The following is an 18,449-nucleotide window of genomic DNA, read 5'->3' as shown; positions in this document are numbered from 1 at the left end:
CGGCACATTCGGGTATGTGGGGCGGAGTCCTCTTTATTCAACGGGTTCCGCCACGCACTGCAGCGGATGCCCCGCGGCCCGTGCGGCCTGGGTGACCTGTTCGACCTTGGTGGCGGCAACATCGCGGGTATAGATGCCGCACACGCCGCGCCCGTGCACATGGATCTTGAGCATGATCTGGGTCGCTGTCTCGTGGTCCTTGTTGAAAAACTCCTGCAGCACGCGCACGACGAACTCCATCGGCGTGAAGTCGTCGTTGAGCAGGACGACCTGATACATCTTGGGCGGCTGCACGCGCTGGCGGCGATGCTCCAACACCACCGCATCGCCGCCGCCGGGCACGCTCGGGGTCAGATCGGGTTGTTTGGGTGTCGTGGCCATGGCAATCATTCTGCAATAAATTCGGCACCCCCACATGGGGCGCGGCTTGGCCGTCCGTCGCCCAAAAAGCACCGCCGCCCCAGAGGGCGGCGGCAGCGTGGGTCGCAAGGCATTCCTCCCGCGACAGGCGGCGGACGGCGCGGGCACTTCGGCCCGCGCGGCGATCACATGTGGTCGATCATGACCTGGCCAAAGCCCGAGCACGACACCTGCGTGGCCCCTTCCATCAGGCGCGCGAAGTCATAGGTGACCTTCTTGCTCTGGATGGCCTTTTCCATGCTGCTGATGATCAGATCGGCGGCCTCGCGCCAGCCCATGTGGCGCAGCATCATCTCGGCCGACAGGATCTCCGAGCCGGGGTTGACGTAGTCCTTGCCCGCGTACTTGGGCGCCGTGCCGTGCGTGGCCTCGAAGCAGGCGACCGAGTCGGACAGGTTGGCACCCGGGGCGATGCCGATGCCACCCACCTGCGCCGCCAGCGCGTCGGAGATGTAGTCGCCGTTGAGGTTGAGCGTGGCGATCACCGAGTACTCGGCCGGGCGCAGCAGGATCTGCTGCAGGAAGGCGTCGGCGATCGAGTCCTTGACGACGATGTCCTTGCCGGTCTTAGGGTTCTTGAACTTGCACCACGGACCCCCGTCGATCGGCTCGGCACCGAACTCGCGCTGCGCCAGCGCATAGCCCCAGTCACGGAAGCCGCCTTCCGTGTACTTCATGATGTTGCCCTTGTGCACGAGTGTCACGCTGGGCTTGTCGTTGTCGATCGCGTACTGGATCGCTTTGCGCACCAGGCGCTCGGTCCCCTCGATGGACACAGGCTTGATGCCGATGCCCGAGGTCTCCGGGAAGCGGATCTTGGTCACGCCCATCTCTTCGATCAAAAACTTGATCAGCTTCTTGGCCTTATCGCTCTGTGCCGGGTATTCGATGCCGGCGTAGATGTCTTCCGAGTTTTCGCGGAAGATGACCATGTCGGTCTTTTCCGGCTCCTTCAGCGGCGAGGGCACGCCCCTGAAGTAGCGCACCGGGCGCAGGCACACGTAGAGGTCCAGCTCTTGGCGCAGCGCGACGTTGAGCGAGCGGATGCCACCACCGACCGGGGTGGTCAGCGGGCCTTTGATGGAAACCACATACTCCTTGAGGGCGTGCAGGGTCTCCTCCGGCAGCCAGACGTCGGGCCCGTAGAGTTTGGTGGATTTCTCGCCTGCGTAGACCTCCATCCAGTGGATCTTGCGCTTGCCGTCGTAGGCTTTGGTCACTGCCGCATCCACGACCTTGATCATCACCGGGGTAATGTCGAAGCCGGTGCCATCCCCCTCGATGTACGGGATGATCGGGTTGTCCGGCACGTTGAGCGACATGTCGGCGTTGACCGTGATCTTCTGGCCTTCAGCGGGCACTTGGATGTGCTGATACATGAGCGGGGTCTCCGTAGGGCGTAATGCGCCACAGCACCGGGTAGGCGCTGGGCTCTAGAATCGATTCTATCGACAAAACCTCCGTGGACCTGACGCCATGCCTGTCCCGCTCCGCCCGCCGGCGGCCCTTCTCCGTCACCCTCGGCCAGACCGGTGGCAACGCGGTCGGCGTCCGCTGGGCGCAGGGTTCTGGGCGGTGCTGGCCATGGCCGTGGGGCTGTGCGCGACACCGGCTGCGGCGGTTCAACCTTCCGCCGCCGAGCGGGCTCAGACTGCCCAGACGGACTTGCCGCGCGTGTCGCTGCGCGCCGGGATGCACCTGATCGATGCGCAGGTGGCGCTGACGCACGAGCAGCGTTCGATCGGCCTGATGTGGCGGCGGGAGCTGGCTCCCAACGAAGGGATGCTGTTTGTCTTCGAGGCACCGGCCGTGCAGTGCTTTTGGATGCGCAACACCTATGTGCCGCTGACGGCCGCCTTCGTCGCGGACGATGGCCGCATCGTCAACCTGGTGGACATGCGCCCGCTCGACGAGACCAGCCACTGCTCGCGCGAACCCGTTCGCTATGTGCTCGAGGTCGCGCAGGGCTGGTTTGCCAAGCGAGGCATCGGCCCCGGCTTTCGGCTGGCCGGCGGACCGTTTGGCGGGCGTTGAAGGGGCGGACGAGCCACCTCCTCGAGGGCCTCTCCCCCTTCGTCCGGGCAGGGGCGGGGCGTCGCGCCGTCAGGCGTAGTTGGCCTGCGCGAACTCCCAGTTCACCAACTTATCGAGGAAGGTCTCGACGAATTTTTGGCGCAGGTTGCGGTAGTCGATGTAGTAGGCGTGCTCCCAGACGTCCACCGTCAGCAGCGCCTTGTCGGCGGTGGTCAGCGGCGTGCCGGCAGCGCCGGTGTTGACGATATCAACGCTGCCATCGGGCTTCTTCACCAGCCAGGTCCAGCCGGAGCCGAAGTTGCCGACCGCACTCTTGACAAAGGCCTCGCGGAAAGCGGCGTAGCTGCCCCACTTGGCATTGATCGCCGCCGCCAGCGCGCCGGTCGGCTCACCGCCGCCGTTGGGTTTCATGCAGTTCCAGAAGAAGGTGTGATTCCAGACCTGCGCGGCGTTGTTGTAGATCGGGCCGGGGTTGGCCGCTTTGCGGATGATATCCTCCAGCGCCATTGACTCGTACTCGGTGCCCTTTTGCAGGTTGTTCAGGTTGACCACGTAGGCGTTGTGGTGCTTGCCGTGGTGGTACTCCAGCGTCTCCTTGGAGTAGTGCGGCTCCAGGGCATCGATCGCAAACGGCAGGGGGGGCAGCGTGTGTTCCATGGCGTGTCCTCGTTGGGGTTGTGGTCGAACCGTGGGATTGTAGGGAAGGGCCATTGCAGCCGCATGGCCGGCTCGGCGTGTCCCCGGAGGCGGCGCGGAATCAACGCACCGCCTCGGCATGCACGGCGCTCACCCGCACATCCAGCCGCCCTGCCGCCAGGTCCACACGGAGGGGGGCATCCAGCGCCGTCCGGTCGGCGCGGGTGACGACATGGCCCTGGGCATCGGTGACCAGGGCGTAGCCCCGCTGCAGGACCAGGTGGGGATCCAACAGGGCCAGCTGGGCGCCCCAGCGCTCCAGTCGCAGCCGGCGTCGCTCGGTGTCGCGTCGCCCGGCTGACTGCCACGCCTGCTCCAGCCGCAGCACGTGTTGGCGTTGCCGGTCGATGCGCAGCGCCAACGCCCGCTCCAGCCGGTGCTCGTGCGCCTGCAGGCGGGCGCGCTCGCGGACGGTCAGAGCAGATGGCCGCCCCAGCCGCTGCGCCAGCCGGTCCAGATGCTGTGCCTGCGCATCGATCCGGCGCCAGGGCGCAGCGCTCAGGCGTTGGGCCTGACGCTGCAGCGCCTCGCGCAGCATGGCGGCGGCGGGGGCGCACAACTCGGCCGCCGCGGTCGGCGTCGGCGCCCGCACATCCGCGACGAAGTCCGCTAGCGTCACATCCGTCTCGTGCCCGACACCGCAGACGATGGGCATGGGAGCTTGGGCCATCGTGCGCACCAGGTCGGGGTCGTTGAAAGCCCACAGGTCTTCCAGCGAGCCGCCACCGCGCACCAGCAACAGCACGGCCGGCGCCCCCGTGTCGCGGTGGTCCTGGTAAGCGCGGCGCAACGCGGCACACAACTGGGCCGGCGCATCCGCCCCCTGCACCGCGGCGGGGTACAGCCGCACCGGCAGATGCGGCACCCGTCGCGCCAGGGTGGTGGCCACATCGCGCAGGGCGGCCGCGTCGAGCGATGTGACGACCCCGACACTCGCCGGAAACGCCGGCAGCGGCCGCTTGCGCGCCGACTCGAACAGGCCTTCGGCCTGCAGCGTGGCCTTCAGGCGAAAAAACCGCTCGTACAAATCCCCCTGCCCCGCCAGCCGGACGCGCTCGACCACGAGTTGCAGGTCCCCGCGCGGGGCGTACACATCCAGCCGCCCCAGCACCTCGATGCGCAGGCCGTCGCGCAAGGCGACGGCGCTGGCCTCGGCCGCGCGGCGAAAAAACGCGCACCGCAACTGCCCCTGCGAGTCCTTCAGCGTGAAGTAGGCATGGCCGCTGCCGGCGCGCAGGTAGCCCGCCACCTCGCCGCTCACCCGCACGGGGTTGAAGCGCGCCCGCAGCGCGTCGGCGACGGCCGACACCAAGGCCCCCACCGGCCAGGCGGGCTCGTCGTCCGACAGCGGCCAAGGCGATCCGCTCATGGGGTTGCCCACAGTTCGCCCCCGCCAGCGACGTGTGGATCATAGCCCGCACGACACCTGAATGCCATCGCCAAGTCCTTGTCAAAAAAACAGATTTTTTACCCGCCCAGAGGAAAGCCGGGATTCACAGGCTGTCCACATCCGGTCAACGCCCAAGGACGACAGGCTGGTTGCACACAAGCTTATCCACAGGCCGGGTGACCGCATGGATCGGATGTCCCCACGCTCCCGCCGCACAGGGCCTGCTCCATAATGCGCGCAGCGACCGCCGCCCAGGAGAACCCCCTTGCTGTCGATCATACAAGCCGCCGGCTGGCCCATTTGGACGCTGATCGCGTGCTCCATCCTCGGTCTGACGCTCGTCATCGAACGCGCCATCAGCCTGCGAACCAGCAAGATCGCGCCCCCCCAACTGGTGGACGAAGCCATCCAGGCTTCGCGGCATGGTGTCCCCCCGCCCACCGTGGTCGATCAATTGGCCGACAACTCGCTGCTCGGCACGGTGTTGGCCAGCGGATTTCGCGCCCTGCAGGCCAACCCCCGCGCCACCGAAGCCGAGCTGCGCGCCGGGCTGGAATCCGCCGGCCGCCTGGCCGCAGCGCAGTTGCAGCGCTACCTGGGCGCGCTGGCCACCGTGGCGTCGGCGGCACCGCTGCTGGGCCTGCTCGGGACGGTGATCGGCATGATCGAGATTTTTGGCTCGCAAGCCGGCCCCGGGGGTTTGATGCCGGGCGGGGGCAATCCGGCGCAGCTCGCGCACGGCATCTCGGTCGCACTCTACAACACCGCCTTCGGCTTGATGATCGCCATCCCCGCGCTGATTTTCTGGCGCTACTACCGGGCCCGGGCGGATGCGTTCCTGCTCCAGCTTGAGGTGGGAGCCGAACGGTTCGTCCACCATCTGCTCACCCTGCGCCGCTGACCCCTGCCCTCTCCCCTGCGCGAACTCTGCATGAACTTCCGACACGGCAACCGCGAGGAACCGGAGATCAACCTGATCCCGTTCATCGACATTCTGTTGGTGGTGCTGATCTTTTTGATGCTCACGACCACCTTCAGCCAGGCGACCGCGCTGCAGGTCAACCTGCCCGTCGCGAATGCCGAGCCGCCCCCGCAGAGCCCTACCGAAATCGTGGTCACGGTCGGACCGGACGGGCGCTATGCCGTGGACAACCGCGTGCTGGATGCACACGGGGTCGACGCGCTGGTGGCTGCGCTGCGCGCGAGCCAGGCCTCGCGCAAGGACAGTCTGCTCGTCATCCAGGCCGACGCGGCGGCCAGCCACCAATCGGTGATCAACGTCATGGACGCCGCGCGGCAGGCCGGCCTGGTGCAGATCACGTTTGCCACGCAGCACGGCGAGCGCCGCTGATGTCCGTCGGCCTGGACCTGCCATCGGCCTGGCTGGGGCGGGGGCCGCTGGCCTGCAGCCTGCTGCCGCTGGCCGCGCTGTACCGCGCGGCGCTGGCCGGGCGCGCGCTGGTGTGGCGTCTGGGCGGGCGGCAGGTGCAACGTCTGCCGGTGCCGGTGGTGGTGGTGGGCAATGTCGTGGTCGGCGGGGCGGGCAAGACGCCCACCGTCATCGCGCTGGTGCGCCACTTGCAGGCGCGGGGCTGGCACCCGGGCGTCGTCTCGCGCGGCCACGGCCGCCGGCCCGGTCAGGATCTGCACGTCGTCGAGGACGCGGCCGACCCCGAGCGCTTCGGCGACGAACCGGCCCTGATCGCGCGCGAGACCGGCGCACCGCTCGCCGTCGGCCGGGACCGCCCAGCCGCCGCCCGTGCGCTGTTGCAGCGCCACCCCGAGGTGGACATCGTCGTCAGCGACGACGGCATGCAGCACTGGGCCATGGCACGGGATTTGACGATCGTGGTATTCGATGACCGGGATGTCGGCAACGGCTGGCTGCTGCCCGCCGGGCCTCTGCGCGAGCCCTGGCCCGGACCCATCTGGGGCGGCGGGCCGGCACTGGTGCTGCGCACGGCCGCGCCGCGGCGCCCCCCCCGCGCCCATCCGTATGCCGAGTTTGCTGCGAGCCGGGCCCTGGCGGCCGATGCCGTCGATGCCAGGGGTTACCGCCACGCGCTGAGCGACTGGGCGGCACAGGGCACGCCAGTGGGCGCCTTGGCGGGCATCGCCCGACCAGAGGCGTTTTTTGCCCAGTTGCGCCAACGGGGGCTTGCCCTGACGCAGACCCTGGCGCTGCCCGATCATGCATCGGCCGACCAGATTGGTGCTGCGCTGCGCGAGGCCACCTCAGCCCCCGGCGCGACCCGCATCTGGCTGTGCACGGACAAGGACGCAATCAAGGTGCACGGTCTGCACGACCCGCCGCTGACGGGGCGGGCATCGCTGTGGCGCGTGCCGCTGCTTTTCACCCCCGAGCCGGCGTGGTTTGCGGCGGTGGATCGGCATCTGGAACGGATGCGCCCACGGTCTGCGCTTTGATACGAGGCGCTATGATGCCCGCCATGGATCCGAAGCTGCTCGAATTGCTCGTGTGCCCCGTCACCAAGGGCCCGCTGGTGTATGCGCGCGAGACGCAGGAGCTGATCTCGCGCGGGGCGCGGCTGGCCTACCCGATCCGCGACGGCATCCCCATCATGCTGGAAAACGAAGCCCGTGCCCTGGACGCGGCCGAACTGGACCGGCTGGCCCCGCCGCGCCCCGCGGCCCCTTGACGCCGCCGACGCCATGCCCGTGGACTTCCATGTCGTGATTCCGGCGCGGCGCGCCTCCACCCGCCTGCCCGACAAGCCGTTGGCCGACATCGGCGGCGCCCCGATGGTCGTTCGGGTGGCCCAGCGCGTCCTGGCGAGCGGGGCCCGCTCGTGCACCGTCGCGACCGACGACGCGGCGATCGCCGACGCATGCGCCGCCGCCGGCGTCGCCGCCCTCCTGACCCGAGCGGACCATCCCAGTGGCAGCGACCGGCTGGCCGAGGCCGTGGACCGGCTGGGACTGCCTGACGACGCGCTGGTGGTCAACGTCCAGGGGGACGAGCCGCTGATCGACCCAGCGCTGGTGCAGGCCGTGGCCCAGGTGCTGCAGGACCGCCCCGACTGCGCGATGGGGACGGCCGCCCACCCGATCGCCACGGCGGCGGAGCTGTTCAACCCGAACGTCGTCAAGGTGGTTCTGGATCGGCGGGCGACGGCGCTGTACTTCAGCCGCGCGCCCATGCCCTGGTGGCGCGACGCACCGCGCCACGATGGCGAGCTGGACCTCGCCACTTGGCCCGAGCAGGCGCGGCCGCTGCGGCACATCGGCCTGTATGCGTACCGCGCCGGGTTTTTGCGGCGCTTTCCGCAATTGCAGGCCGCCCCCCTGGAGCGCTGCGAGTCGCTGGAACAACTGCGCGTGCTGTGGCACGGCGAGCGCATCGCCGTCACCGTCACCCAACACGCCCCCGGCCCCGGTGTGGACACCCCGGAGGACCTGGAGCGTGTCCGCGCCTTGTGGGCGCGCCTGCACGGCTGACCCCCCGCCAGTATCGCAGCCTGTAAGGCTGTGTCGGGGTGCACATGCTATTCTTTGGCGTTGGCCGAGCGCCGGCCGCCGCCGGCCGGTCTGCGAGGCACCCCACCGCGCAGCGGCCCCCTAACACGATCGCGACGAGTAAAGGAAACCCATGAGACTGATTCTGTTGGGCGCTCCGGGCGCTGGCAAAGGCACGCAAGCCGCGTTCATCTGCCAGAAGTACGGCATTCCGCAGATTTCGACCGGCGACATGCTGCGCGCGGCCGTCAAGGCCGGCACGCCACTGGGCCTGGAGGCCAAGAAGGTCATGGATGCCGGCGGCTTGGTCAGCGACGGCCTGATCATCGATCTGGTCAAGGACCGCATCGCCCAGCCGGATTGCGCCAACGGGTTTCTGTTCGACGGTTTTCCGCGCACCATCCCGCAGGCGGAGGCCATGCGCCAGGCCGGGGTGCGCATCGACTATGTGCTCGAGATCGATGTCCCGTTCGATGCCATCATCGAGCGCATGAGCGGTCGGCGCGTCCACCCGGCGTCGGGTCGGACCTACCACGTCAAGTTCAACCCCCCCAGGGTGGAAGGGGTGGACGACGTCACGGGCGAGCCCCTGATCCAGCGCGACGACGACAAGGAAGAAACGGTGCGCAAGCGCCTGGACGTCTACGCCGCCCAAACCCGGCCGCTGGTCGATTACTACAGCGGCTGGGCCAAGCAGGACCCGGCCGCCGCCCCCAAATACCGCGCCATCAGCGGTCTGGGCACGGTGGAGGAGATCACCCAGCGCGTCTTCGCGGCGCTGGCCGACTGAACGCGCCGGCCCCGGGGGCGTTCAGCTCAGGGCGGCCTGCTGCCACAGCAGGTGCAGCGACAGCGCCAGCCGGGCCTTGGCAGGCGGCAGATCCGTCACCGCAAACGGGCGCCGCGCCCGCCCGCCGTCGCCGGGGATCACCTCGCCCTCGGGGCAGCGGGTCGTCACCCAGACGGTGACTCCCTGGGCCTCGGCGTCGGCAAGGGCTGCCACCAGCTCGGCATGCAGCGATCCGTTGCCCGTGCCAGCCACCACCAGGCCGGCCAGCGGGGCATCGGCGTCTTCACCGACCAAAGCCGCATGCCGCTGCCGCAGCAGGGCGCGCACCAGCGCCCCATCCGCCCCACCGTGGCTACTGATCCACTCCACCCGCGGCCAACGCGGAGCGGTGCACACGGCCCGCACGCGCTCCGCCTGATCGGGGTGGGGTGAGACGGCGGCAGGCTGGGCCAGCCACCGCACGCGCCCGGCCTCGACCCAGGCCGCCGGGCCGCCATCGCCCGCACCGAACGCATCCGCCCGAGCCGGATGCACCTTGCGCACCGCGCGGGCATCGAATACGCGCCCGGCGAGCGTCACCCACACCCCGCCCGCCGTCTGCGCGACGGCATCCCCCGCCAGGGTCAGGGCATCGGCCAAGTTCTGCGGGCCATCGGGCGCTGCCGCCGAGGCCGGCCGCATCGCCCCCACCAGGACCACCGGCCGGCGCGGTTGCAGCACCGCGTGCAGCAGCCAGGCGGTCTCCTCCAGCGTGTCCGTGCCGTGGGTGATGACCAACGCCGCCACCTCCGGCCGCTGCAGGTGCCGCCACGCGGCCGCCAGCAGCGCCTGCCACAGGGCGGGCGTCATGTCCTTGCTGTCCACGTTGGCAACCTGCTCGGCCTCTAGCCGCATGCCCTCGGGCGGCGCCAGCCCCGCCAACAGGTCGGCCACCGACACGACCCCGGCCTGATACCCCACCACATCCTGTGCACTGGCGGCGCGGCCCGCAATCGTTCCGCCCATGCCCAGCACCACCAGCACGCGCGGCGGCTGCGCCGCGCGGTCCCCCGTCATCGCCACCATCGTCATGATCCGGCCCGTGAAATGACAAAGCTTTGTATGCCCCGCACTATGCTAACGTAGCGACGATCGCGCCGGCCGCCGATACCGGGACGGCCATACCACACGCCGCGAACGCCAAACAGGGAGATCCCGATGCCCCCCGACACCCTCATGCTCGCCGCGCTCGGTCTGGGCCTGATCAACGCCGTGCTGCTGCTGGTGCTGTTGCTGCGCCGGCCGCGCTTCGACACCCCGGCCGACCTTGCGGCGCGCATCGGCGTCATGGAACAAGCCCTGCAGGGGCTGGCGCAGGCGGGGGCCCGCGCCGACGCCGGCCTGACACGGCTCGATGCGCAACTGCGCGACTTCACCCAAAACACCCACCACAACCTGGATGCCAAGCTCGCGCTGATGATGGACGAGTCGCGCCACGGCCGCAACGAACTGACTGGGGCATTTCAACAGTTCGCGGCCCGCCTGGAGCAGCGCATCGGGGGCTTTGATGCGTCCATGGGGCAGCGATTCGACTCGCTGCAACACGCCCTGCTCTCCCGGCTGGCCGAAGCCACCCAGGCGCAGACGGCGCAGTTTGCGCAGGCGCAAGCCGATGCGGCGACGGCCCGCCTGGAACTCACCGCGGCGCTGGAGTCCTTCCGCAAAGATCTGTCCGCGACGCTGAAGGCCCTGTCGGACGAGACGCAAACCGCGCGTCTGACGCTCGCCCAACACGCGCACGCCTTCGAGCAGCAGATCCAGAACCGCTTCGAGGCACTGGGCCAGATCACCGCGACGACCCTCGAGACGCTCAAGAGGGACGTCTCATCGCAGCTGGGCACCCTGGCGACGGCCCTCAAGGATTTGCTGGAAGCCACGAGCGGTCACATGCATCGCCAGTTTGCGACGCTGCAGGAGACGGTGGCGCAACAACTGCAAACCATGACCCAGGGCTGGCAGCAAAGCGCCGAGCAACTGCGCCAAGCCCTCAACGAGCGCTTGGCGGCCATCCAGGCGGACAACACGATCAAGCTCGAAGAAATGCGCCGCACCGTCGATGAGAAATTGCACGCGACCCTCGAGCAGCGCCTCGGAGACTCGTTCCGCCTGGTCAGCGAGCGGCTCGAACAGGTCCACGCCGGCCTGGGCGAGATGAAGCACCTCGCCGGCAGCGTGGGGGATCTCAAGCGCGTCATGACCAATGTCCGCACACGCGGCACCTGGGGCGAGGTACAGCTGGGTGCGATCATCGAGAGCCTGCTGACGGCCGAGCAGTACGATCGCAATGTCAAGACGGTCGAGGGCAGCACGGACCTGGTCGAATACGCCATCAAGATGCCGGGCAAGAACGACCACGAGGCCGTGTGGCTGCCCATCGACTCCAAGTATCCGGTGGAGGACTACCAGCGCCTGCTCGACGCCCACGACAGCGGTGACAAGGAGCAGGTCCTCAAGGCGAGCAACGCCTTTGCGGCCGCCGTCAAGGCCGAAGCCAAGAAAATCCGCGAAAAATACGTCGCCCCGCCGAAAACGACGGACTTTGCCATTCTGTTCGTCCCGACCGAGGGGCTCTTTGCCGAGATTTGCCGCATCCCCGGCATGGTCGAAACGCTGCAAAACGACCACCGTGTCGTGATCGCCGGGCCAACCACCCTGGCCGCCATGCTCAACAGCCTGCGCTTGGGTTTTCGCACCCTGGCCATCGAGAAGCGCTCGTCCGAGGTTTGGAACATCCTGGCCAGCGTCAAGACGGAATTCCGCAAATTCGGCGACACCATCGAAGCCACCCGCAAATCCATCGACAACGCGGCCAAAAAGTTCAGCGACATCGGCGTGCGCACGCGGGCCATCGAACGCCGCTTGCGCGGGGTGGAAGAACTGCCCGCCGACTCCCCGACGGGCCTGGAAGCGGCCGACCTGCTGGCACTGGACGACGAGGGGACGGGCGATCCGATGGCGACGAACGGCCGCGACGGCGGGGAGGGGTGATGGCACTCCGCCTGGATCGTCGGCTGTTTCCGCAGCCCGACGCCCGCATCGCATAACAAATAGCCCCGCATCGTGCGGGGCTCTGTCCTTCCCGAGCCTGATGGGCGGATGGGAGGCTTGTGCTGGCGGAGTGAGAGGGATTCGAACCCTCGATGCGGCTCTACACCGCATACTCCCTTAGCAGGGGAGCACCTTCGGCCTCTCGGTCATCACTCCGAAGAACCGACATTATGCCCCAAGTTTGGGGGATGACGGCTCGGAACCCCGAAAATCAGGCCCCCTGCAGGGTGTCGGCGGGCTGATCCAGGTCGAACTCGCGGTGCAGCGCGCGCACGGCCAGCTCCATGTACTTCTCGTCGATCACGACAGACGTCTTGATCTCCGACGTGGAGATCATCTGGATGTTGATGCCCTCTTGCGCTAGGCAGCGGAACATGCGGCTGGCCACACCCACATGGCTGCGCATGCCGATGCCGACGATGCTGACCTTGCAGATGCGGGCGTCGCCCACCACGTCGGCCGCGCCGAGGGCCGGCACGACCTGCGCTTTGAGCACATCGATCGTGCGGGCGAGATCGTTGCGGTGGACGGTGAAGCTGAAGTCGGTCTTGCCGTCCTTGCTGACGTTTTGGATGATGACATCGACCTCGATGTTGGCATCGGCCACGGCGCCCAGGATCTGGGCGGCGATGCCGGGCTTGTCGGGCACGCCCAGCACCGAGACCTTGGCCTCGTCGCGGTTGAACGCGATGCCGGAAACGACGGCTTGTTCCATGGATGCGTCTTCCTCGAAGGTGATGAGGGTGCCGGAGCGGGCCTCCTCGTGGATGTCGATGTCCCAGGGGGTGAAGCTGGACAGCACGCGGATGGGCACCCGATACTTGCCCGCAAACTCCACCGAGCGGATTTGCAGCACCTTGCTGCCCATGCTGGCCATTTCCAGCATTTCCTCGAAGCTGACGCGCTCCAGGCGCCGGGCTTCGGGCACGACACGCGGATCGGTGGTGTACACGCCGTCCACGTCGGTGTAGATCAGGCACTCGTCGGCCTTGATCGCGGCCGCGACGGCCACCGCGGAGGTGTCCGAGCCGCCACGCCCCAGCGTGGTGATGTTGCCGCCGGCGTCCACGCCCTGAAAGCCGGTGATGATGACCACGCGCCCGGCGTCGAGATCGGCGCGGATGCGCTGGTCGTCGATGGATTCGATGCGGGCCTTGGTGTAGGCGCTGTTGGTGCGGATGGGCACCTGCCAGCCGCAGTAGGAGACCGCCTCGATCCCCTCGGCCTGCAGCGCGATGGACAGCAACCCGACCGAGACCTGTTCGCCCGTGGCTGCCAGTTGGTCCAGCTCGCGGTAGTAGGCATCGCCGGGCCTGGCCGGGGCAACTTCCTTGGCCAGGCCAAGCAGGCGGTTGGTCTCGCCGCTCATCGCGCTGGGCACGACGACCATTTGGTGGCCGGCGCGTACCCATTTAGCGACGCGCTTGGCGACGTTGCGGATGCGCTCGGTCGAGCCCATGCTGGTGCCGCCGTACTTGTGAACGATCAGTGCCATGGAGATTTTGCGGGTGTGACGGCCGGCCGCAACGCGCGGGGGCCGGCGGGGGGCGCCCGGGCCACCCCCGGGCAAACCCTGCCATTATAGGGGGGCGCGGCCCGGGCTACCCCGCGCCCTGCCCCGCCGGGGCCGCGCCATCGGCCCGGTAGTCGAGCACCGGGCCGGCCCGCAACAAGTAGCCAGCGCCCACCCGCAGCCGGATGGCGTGGCCGCGCGTGCGGGCCGCGGCGATCTGTCGGGCCACCTCCTGCCACTGGGCCTCGGTCCCGCTGGCGCCGTGGCGTTGGCGCAGCCAGTGGCGCAGCGCATTGATGGCGCGCTCCGGCGACAAGGCGCGCAGTCCGTCCAGCGCCGGGGGGTCGCCCAGCCGCGCCAGATCGTCGGTCGCCAACTCGCCCAGCAGGCGCTGGGCCGATGCGGCGTGGCGCGCGCTGCGCGCCAGCGTTGCGGCATAGGCGGGGAACGCCTGCGCCAGCGCGGGAATGACCTGCAGCCGGATGCGGTTGCGGGTGTAGGCGGGATCGGCGTTGGTCGGGTCGCTGATCCAGGCGATGCCCTGCCCGTCCAGCCAGCGCCGCAGGGCATTGCCGTCCAGCGCCAGCAGCGGCCGGCCAAACCACACCCCATGAATGCGGCGCCGCTCGGGCATGCCGGCCAACCCCGGCAGCCCCGCCCCGCGTGTCAGTGCCAGCAGCAGGGTTTCCGCCTGGTCCTGCGCATGGTGCCCCAGCAGCACGGCGGCCAAGCCCCGCGCCCGGGCGGCATCGGCCAGCGCCCGGTAGCGGGCGCGGCGTGCGGCGTCCTCGGGGCTGTCCCCGAGGGCGGGCCGGGCATCGACACGCAAGGCGGCAAACGCCACGCCCCAGCGGGCCGCTGTGGCCGCGGCATGCGCTTCGAAGGCATCCGCCGCTGCCTGCAAGCCGTGGTGCACATGCAGGGCGTGCACCCGCCCCGGCCAGCGCGCGGCTGCGGCCAGCAGCAGCGCCGTGGAATCTGCCCCACCGCTGAAGGCCACCCCCAGCCCCGCCCCGGACGGCAGCGCGGCACCGTGGCGGTACCACCATGTATCGAGCGCAGCCAGCACGGCCGGGTCTGCCGTGGGGCCAACGGTGCGCGGATCGGGCTCAGCCGCGGCTGGCCTTGGTGTCGTTGAAACGCCCGTAAGCATTGAGGCGGGCATGGCGACGCTCGATCAGCTCGGCCGGCTCCAGATCCACAACCTGCCGCAGCGACTCGGCCAGCGCCCGCTTGAGCAGCGCGGCCATCTGCTGCGGGTCGCGGTGTGCGCCGCCCACCGGCTCGTTGACGATCTCGTCCACCAGCCCCAGCGCCTTGAGCCGGTGCGCGGTGATGCCCAGCGCCTCGGCGGCGTCGGACGCCTTGTCGGCGGTCTTCCACAGGATGGAGGCGCAGCCCTCCGGGCTGATGACCGAGTACACCGCGTACTGCAGCATCAGCACCTGATCGGCCACGGCGATGGCCAGGGCACCGCCGGAGCCGCCTTCGCCAATGATGGTGCTGACGATCGGCACCTCCAGCTGGGCCATCTCGAAGATGTTGCGCCCGATCGCCTCGGACTGGTTGCGCTCCTCGGCATCAATGCCGGGATAGGCTCCCGGCGTGTCCACGAAGGTGAACACCGGCAGCCGGAACTTCTCGGCCAGTTTTATCAGGCGCAGCGCCTTGCGGTAGCCCTCCGGTTTGGTCATGCCGAAGTTGCGCAGCGCGCGCTCTTTGGTGTCGCGTCCCTTTTGGTGGCCGATGACGACGCACGGCTGACCGTTGAAGCGCGCCAGCCCGCCGACGATGCTTTGGTCGTCGGCAAAGTGGCGATCGCCGTGCAGCTCGGTCCAGTGTGTGAAGATGGCCCGCACATAGTCCAGGGTGTAGGGCCGGTCGCTGTGGCGCGCGATCTTGGTGACCTGCCACGGCGTGAGCTTGCTGTAGATGTCCTTGGTGAGCTGCAGGCTCTTTTTGCTCAGGCGGTCGATCTCCTCGGAGATATCGACCGCGGACTCGGTCTGCACATAGCGCAGCTCTTCGATCTTGGTTTCGAGTTCCGCAATCGGCTGCTCGAAATCCAGAAAGTTGCGTTTGGCCAAGTTGTCACTCCACGGGCGCTCGGGCCCTCGTGTCGCCGATGGGCGCGCGGAACACACGCCGCCCCGGCGGGGTTCAGTACGCCACCGGGATCGGATCCAGCGAGCGCCAAATATACCAAGTCGCCACGCTGCGGTACGGCGCCCAGGCGGCGGCGACCTCGCGAGCGTCGCTGCGGCTGACCGGCTCGCCAGAAAAATAGCACTGGCTGATGCCGCGCAGCAGCCCGACGTCGTCCAGCGGCAGCACGTCCGGACGCATCAGGTGAAAAATCAAAAACATCTCGGCCGTCCAGCGCCCGATGCCGCGAATCGCCGTCAGATCGCGGATGATGGCCTCGTCGTCCATCGCGTGCCAGGCGGCCGGGTCGATGCGGCCATCGTCGAAGTGCCGCGCCAGATCGAGCAAATACTCCACCTTGCGCGCGCTCAGGCCCGCGGCGCGCAGTTCCTCGGGCGCGCGGGCCAGCACAGCCGCAGCCGTGCAACCGCCCAGGCAGGCTTCCAGCCGGTCCCAGACGGCCTGCGCGGCCTTGACGGAGATCTGCTGCCCCACCACGCTGCGCGCCAGCGTGGTGAAGGCGTCCCCGCGCGACCGCAGACAGGCGCCCGGAAACTGCGGGATCAGCCGCGCCATGACGCGATCGCGCCCGGCCAGGTGGTCGCACGCCTGCGCCCAGAACGCCGGCACGAAACCGTCGCCGGCCGGCAGCGCCGTCGAGGGCACACAGGCGCCGTCGGGCGCGCGGCGGGCTGCGCTCATGCACGCTCCCACGTGGTACCGCCGGGGCCATCCTTGAGCACGATGCCTTGTGCGGCCAGCTCGGCACGGATACGGTCGGCCGTGGCGAAGTCGCGCGCCGCCTTCGCCACGGCCCGCTCGGCGATGCGCGCGGCGACGGCGGCCTCGTCCAGTCCGGCGCCGGCGCGCAAAAACGCCTGGGGGTCCTGCTGCAGCAGGCCCAGCGTGCGGCCGAGTGCGCGCAGCAGGCCGCTCAGATGCGCATCGCGCGTGCGATTGACCTCCGCCGCCAGCTCGAACAGCACGGCGACCGCCTCCGGGGTACCAAAGTCCTCGTCCATCGCGGCCTTGAAGCGCGCCGTGTGCGGCTCGGCCCAGTCGATGGTGGCAACGGGCTGCGGCGGCACCGCGTCGAGCGTCGTGTAGAGCCGCTTGAGCGCCGCGCGTGCGTCCTCCAGGTGCTGGTCGCTGTAGTTGAGCGGGCTGCGATAATGCGCCCGCACGATGAAAAAGCGCACCGTCTCGGCGTCGAACTTCTCCAGTACCTCGCGGATGGTGAAGAAGTTGCCCAGGCTCTTGGACATTTTTTCGTTATCCACACGCACGAAGCCGTTGTGCATCCAGATCCGCGCCAGCGGCTTGCCCGTCGCCCCTTCGCTCTGGGCGATTTCGTTCTCGTGGTGCGGGAACTGCAGATCCGCGCCGCCGCCGTGGATGTCGAAGCTCTCGCCCAGCATCTCGCAGCTCATGGCCGAACACTCGATGTGCCAGCCCGGGCGGCCCAGGCCGTAGGGGCTGTCCCACTTGGCCTCGTCCGGCTCCTCGGGCTTGGCCGCCTTCCACAGCACAAAGTCGAGCGGGTCGCGCTTGCCATCGCCGACGGCGATGCGTTCGCCCGCACGCAGCTCGTCCAGGCTCTTGCCCGACAGCTTGCCGTACCCCGCAAAGGCGCGCACCGCATAGTTGACGTCCCCGTTGTCGCTGCGGTAGGCCAGCCCCTTGGCCTCCAGGCGGCCGATCAGGTCGAGCATCTGCGGCACGAACTCGGTGGCGCGCGGCTCGAAGTCGGGCCGATCGATGCCGAGCGCATCGGCATCGGCGTGCAGCGCCTCGACCATGCGGTCGGTCAGGCTGCGGATGGTCTCGCCGTTCTTCAGGGCACGGGCGATGATCTTGTCGTCGATGTCGGTGATGTTGCGCACATAGGTCACCCGCAGGCCGCTGGCCTTGAGCCAGCGCTGCACCACGTCGAACGCCACCATCGAGCGCGCATGGCCCAGGTGGCACAGGTCGTACACGGTCATGCCACAGACGTACATGCGGACGTGGCCGGGATCGAGCGGCACCAGCGGATCGAGCCGGCGGGTGAGCGAGTTGTAGATGCGCAGGGTCATGACGATACCCGCCCGGCGGGTGCGAACCCCCGGGCTACAATCAGCCGAAAGGCGCGTATTGTGCACCGATGCCCGATCTGTTTCACTCCCTTCGCCCCGTGATACGCCGCCCGCGCGCGCGCCGCCTTGGCCTGGCGCTGAGCCTGGGCGCTGCACTGCTGGGCGGCTTGCCGCTGGCTGCCACGGCGCAGAACGCGCCTCCGACGGCCCCCTATGCCGACGCCCAGCGCCTGATCGCCACCGGCGAGCTGGCACTGGCGCGGCAACGGCTCGAACAATGGCTGCAGGAGCGCCCCACCGACCCGCAGGCGCGCCTGCTGCTGGGCGTGGTGCTGGCGAACCAAGGGGATGCGGATGGCGCGCGCGAGGTCTACGAAGGCCTAACTCAGACTTACCCAGAACTGCCCGAGCCGTACAACAACCTGGCCGTGCTGCACGCCGCCCAAGGGCGCCTGCCCGAGGCGCGCGCGGCACTCGAGTCGGCCCTGCGCTTCAACCCCGACTACGCCACCGCTCACCGCAACCTGGGCGACGTGTATGCCCGTCTGGCGTTGGGGCATTGGCAGCGCGCCCTGGCCCTACAGCCCGACAGCCCCGGCCTGGGCGAGCGGTCGCGGGCGCTGCGCGAGCTGCTGGGGGCCGACGCCCCGCGTTGAACCCCGGGCGTCGTCTTCGCCTCTCATTCGCCATGACAATCCAAACCTTCTTTGCGCATCGCCGGGCCGCGCTTGGCCTGCTGGCGGGCGGCGCCCTGCTCGGCTGGTCCGCCGCCCACGCCCAATCATCCCAACCGTCCCCATCCTCTGTTTCCCCCTCTGCGGC

The 18,449-nt window shown here is 69.0% G+C and carries 19 protein-coding genes and 1 tRNA gene; 9 read left to right on the top strand and 11 right to left on the bottom strand.

Annotated elements, in window-relative coordinates; translation table 11 throughout:
- Window positions 1–33 precede the first annotated feature (33 nt).
- Entirely contained in the window at window positions 34–390 is a 357-nt protein-coding gene (gene clpS / locus V7026_RS01065; RefSeq protein ID WP_334153399.1) for an ATP-dependent Clp protease adapter ClpS, read from the bottom strand.
- Window positions 391–545: 155 nt separating this feature from the next.
- The gene (gene icd, locus V7026_RS01060) at window positions 546–1,799 is read right to left on the bottom strand and encodes an NADP-dependent isocitrate dehydrogenase (RefSeq protein WP_334153398.1); all 1,254 of its coding nucleotides are present in this window, start codon (window positions 1,797–1,799) and stop codon (window positions 546–548) included.
- Between the two features lie 205 nt (window positions 1,800–2,004).
- Between icd and V7026_RS01055 the strand changes: the two genes are divergently transcribed.
- Window positions 2,005–2,454: a DUF192 domain-containing protein gene (locus V7026_RS01055; RefSeq protein WP_334153449.1), complete on the top strand. Its 450-nt coding sequence runs from the start codon at window positions 2,005–2,007 to the stop codon at window positions 2,452–2,454.
- A 69-nt stretch (window positions 2,455–2,523) separates the two neighbouring features.
- Here V7026_RS01055 and V7026_RS01050 read toward each other — a convergent pair whose 3' ends face one another.
- Window positions 2,524–3,111 carry a superoxide dismutase gene (locus tag V7026_RS01050; protein WP_334153397.1) on the bottom strand — a complete coding sequence of 196 codons (588 nt, stop codon included), beginning with the start codon at window positions 3,109–3,111 and terminating at the stop codon, window positions 2,524–2,526.
- A gap of 100 nt (window positions 3,112–3,211) precedes the next feature.
- A complete protein-coding gene (xseA, locus tag V7026_RS01045) occupies window positions 3,212–4,519 on the bottom strand; it encodes an exodeoxyribonuclease VII large subunit (RefSeq protein WP_334153396.1) in 1,308 nt (435 codons plus the stop codon).
- Window positions 4,520–4,805: 286 nt separating this feature from the next.
- Here xseA and V7026_RS01040 point away from each other — a divergent pair, with 286 nt between their 5' ends.
- The 6 genes from V7026_RS01040 (at window position 4,806) to adk (ending at window position 8,807) form a co-directional block, all read left to right on the top strand.
- Window positions 4,806–5,441, top strand: a complete 636-nt coding sequence (locus tag V7026_RS01040) for a MotA/TolQ/ExbB proton channel family protein (RefSeq protein WP_334153395.1) — start codon at window positions 4,806–4,808, stop codon at window positions 5,439–5,441.
- A gap of 30 nt (window positions 5,442–5,471) precedes the next feature.
- Complete coding sequence (locus tag V7026_RS01035; protein WP_334153394.1) at window positions 5,472–5,891, top strand: ExbD/TolR family protein; 420 nt, start codon at window positions 5,472–5,474, stop codon at window positions 5,889–5,891.
- Window positions 5,891–6,967: a tetraacyldisaccharide 4'-kinase gene (gene lpxK, locus V7026_RS01030; RefSeq protein WP_334153393.1), complete on the top strand. Its 1,077-nt coding sequence runs from the start codon at window positions 5,891–5,893 to the stop codon at window positions 6,965–6,967. The genes V7026_RS01035 and lpxK overlap by 1 nt, the downstream gene beginning before the upstream one ends.
- Before the next feature lie 23 nt (window positions 6,968–6,990).
- The gene (locus tag V7026_RS01025; RefSeq protein ID WP_334153392.1) at window positions 6,991–7,200 is read left to right on the top strand and encodes a Trm112 family protein; all 210 of its coding nucleotides are present in this window, start codon (window positions 6,991–6,993) and stop codon (window positions 7,198–7,200) included.
- Between the two features lie 13 nt (window positions 7,201–7,213).
- Window positions 7,214–7,999: a 3-deoxy-manno-octulosonate cytidylyltransferase gene (gene kdsB, locus V7026_RS01020; RefSeq protein WP_334153391.1), complete on the top strand. Its 786-nt coding sequence runs from the start codon at window positions 7,214–7,216 to the stop codon at window positions 7,997–7,999.
- Between the two features lie 151 nt (window positions 8,000–8,150).
- Window positions 8,151–8,807 (top strand): adenylate kinase, encoded by a 657-nt coding sequence (adk, locus tag V7026_RS01015; RefSeq protein ID WP_334153390.1) that lies wholly within the window; start codon window positions 8,151–8,153, stop codon window positions 8,805–8,807.
- 21 nt (window positions 8,808–8,828) lie between these two features.
- On the opposite strand, the gene V7026_RS01010 is transcribed toward adk, so the two are convergent.
- Entirely contained in the window at window positions 8,829–9,863 is a 1,035-nt protein-coding gene (locus V7026_RS01010) for an asparaginase (RefSeq protein ID WP_334153389.1), read from the bottom strand.
- A 141-nt stretch (window positions 9,864–10,004) separates the two neighbouring features.
- On the opposite strand from V7026_RS01010, the gene rmuC reads away from it, so the two are divergent.
- Window positions 10,005–11,834, top strand: a complete 1,830-nt coding sequence (gene rmuC / locus V7026_RS01005; protein ID WP_334153388.1) for a DNA recombination protein RmuC — start codon at window positions 10,005–10,007, stop codon at window positions 11,832–11,834.
- A 123-nt stretch (window positions 11,835–11,957) separates the two neighbouring features.
- Here rmuC and V7026_RS01000 read toward each other — a convergent pair.
- From V7026_RS01000 to cysS, 6 genes are all read right to left on the bottom strand, one after another.
- Window positions 11,958–12,050 (bottom strand) — tRNA-Ser (locus tag V7026_RS01000).
- A 55-nt stretch (window positions 12,051–12,105) separates the two neighbouring features.
- On the bottom strand, window positions 12,106–13,389 hold the full coding sequence (locus V7026_RS00995; RefSeq protein WP_334153387.1) for an aspartate kinase: 1,284 nt from the start codon (window positions 13,387–13,389) through the stop codon (window positions 12,106–12,108).
- A 106-nt stretch (window positions 13,390–13,495) separates the two neighbouring features.
- On the bottom strand, window positions 13,496–14,476 hold the full coding sequence (tilS, locus tag V7026_RS00990; protein ID WP_334153386.1) for a tRNA lysidine(34) synthetase TilS: 981 nt from the start codon (window positions 14,474–14,476) through the stop codon (window positions 13,496–13,498).
- A gap of 40 nt (window positions 14,477–14,516) precedes the next feature.
- Complete coding sequence (locus V7026_RS00985; protein ID WP_334153385.1) at window positions 14,517–15,494, bottom strand: acetyl-CoA carboxylase carboxyltransferase subunit alpha; 978 nt, start codon at window positions 15,492–15,494, stop codon at window positions 14,517–14,519.
- Window positions 15,495–15,567: 73 nt separating this feature from the next.
- Entirely contained in the window at window positions 15,568–16,254 is a 687-nt protein-coding gene (locus V7026_RS00980; protein WP_334153384.1) for a DNA-3-methyladenine glycosylase family protein, read from the bottom strand.
- On the bottom strand, window positions 16,251–17,627 hold the full coding sequence (gene cysS, locus V7026_RS00975; protein WP_334153382.1) for a cysteine--tRNA ligase: 1,377 nt from the start codon (window positions 17,625–17,627) through the stop codon (window positions 16,251–16,253). Before cysS ends, V7026_RS00980 begins: the two co-directional genes overlap by 4 nt.
- Before the next feature lie 98 nt (window positions 17,628–17,725).
- Between cysS and V7026_RS00970 the strand changes: the two genes are divergently transcribed.
- Window positions 17,726–18,283, top strand: a complete 558-nt coding sequence (locus tag V7026_RS00970) for a tetratricopeptide repeat protein (protein WP_334153381.1) — start codon at window positions 17,726–17,728, stop codon at window positions 18,281–18,283.
- Window positions 18,284–18,449: the final 166 nt, after the last annotated feature.

It is taken from the genome of Tepidimonas sp., from assembly GCF_036825565.1.
Lineage (GTDB): Bacteria > Pseudomonadota > Gammaproteobacteria > Burkholderiales > Burkholderiaceae_C > Tepidimonas.
Note: the sequence above shows the minus strand (reverse complement) of the source record. Positions and strands in the feature narration are given on the sequence as shown.

Coding starts and splice junctions, on each gene's coding strand:
- V7026_RS00980 (WP_334153384.1), bottom strand. CDS start 16,254: ATGAGCGCAGCCCGCCGCGCGCCCGACGGCGCCTGTGTGCCCTCGACG.
- V7026_RS01010 (WP_334153389.1), bottom strand. CDS start 9,863: ATGACGGGGGACCGCGCGGCGCAGCCGCCGCGCGTGCTGGTGGTGCTG.
- V7026_RS01055 (WP_334153449.1), top strand. CDS start 2,005: ATGGCCGTGGGGCTGTGCGCGACACCGGCTGCGGCGGTTCAACCTTCC.
- kdsB (WP_334153391.1), top strand. CDS start 7,214: ATGCCCGTGGACTTCCATGTCGTGATTCCGGCGCGGCGCGCCTCCACC.
- V7026_RS01050 (WP_334153397.1), bottom strand. CDS start 3,111: ATGGAACACACGCTGCCCCCCCTGCCGTTTGCGATCGATGCCCTGGAG.
- rmuC (WP_334153388.1), top strand. CDS start 10,005: ATGCCCCCCGACACCCTCATGCTCGCCGCGCTCGGTCTGGGCCTGATC.
- icd (WP_334153398.1), bottom strand. CDS start 1,799: ATGTATCAGCACATCCAAGTGCCCGCTGAAGGCCAGAAGATCACGGTC.
- V7026_RS00995 (WP_334153387.1), bottom strand. CDS start 13,389: ATGGCACTGATCGTTCACAAGTACGGCGGCACCAGCATGGGCTCGACC.
- cysS (WP_334153382.1), bottom strand. CDS start 17,627: ATGACCCTGCGCATCTACAACTCGCTCACCCGCCGGCTCGATCCGCTG.
- V7026_RS01025 (WP_334153392.1), top strand. CDS start 6,991: ATGGATCCGAAGCTGCTCGAATTGCTCGTGTGCCCCGTCACCAAGGGC.
- clpS (WP_334153399.1), bottom strand. CDS start 390: ATGATTGCCATGGCCACGACACCCAAACAACCCGATCTGACCCCGAGC.
- lpxK (WP_334153393.1), top strand. CDS start 5,891: ATGTCCGTCGGCCTGGACCTGCCATCGGCCTGGCTGGGGCGGGGGCCG.
- xseA (WP_334153396.1), bottom strand. CDS start 4,519: ATGAGCGGATCGCCTTGGCCGCTGTCGGACGACGAGCCCGCCTGGCCG.
- V7026_RS01035 (WP_334153394.1), top strand. CDS start 5,472: ATGAACTTCCGACACGGCAACCGCGAGGAACCGGAGATCAACCTGATC.
- adk (WP_334153390.1), top strand. CDS start 8,151: ATGAGACTGATTCTGTTGGGCGCTCCGGGCGCTGGCAAAGGCACGCAA.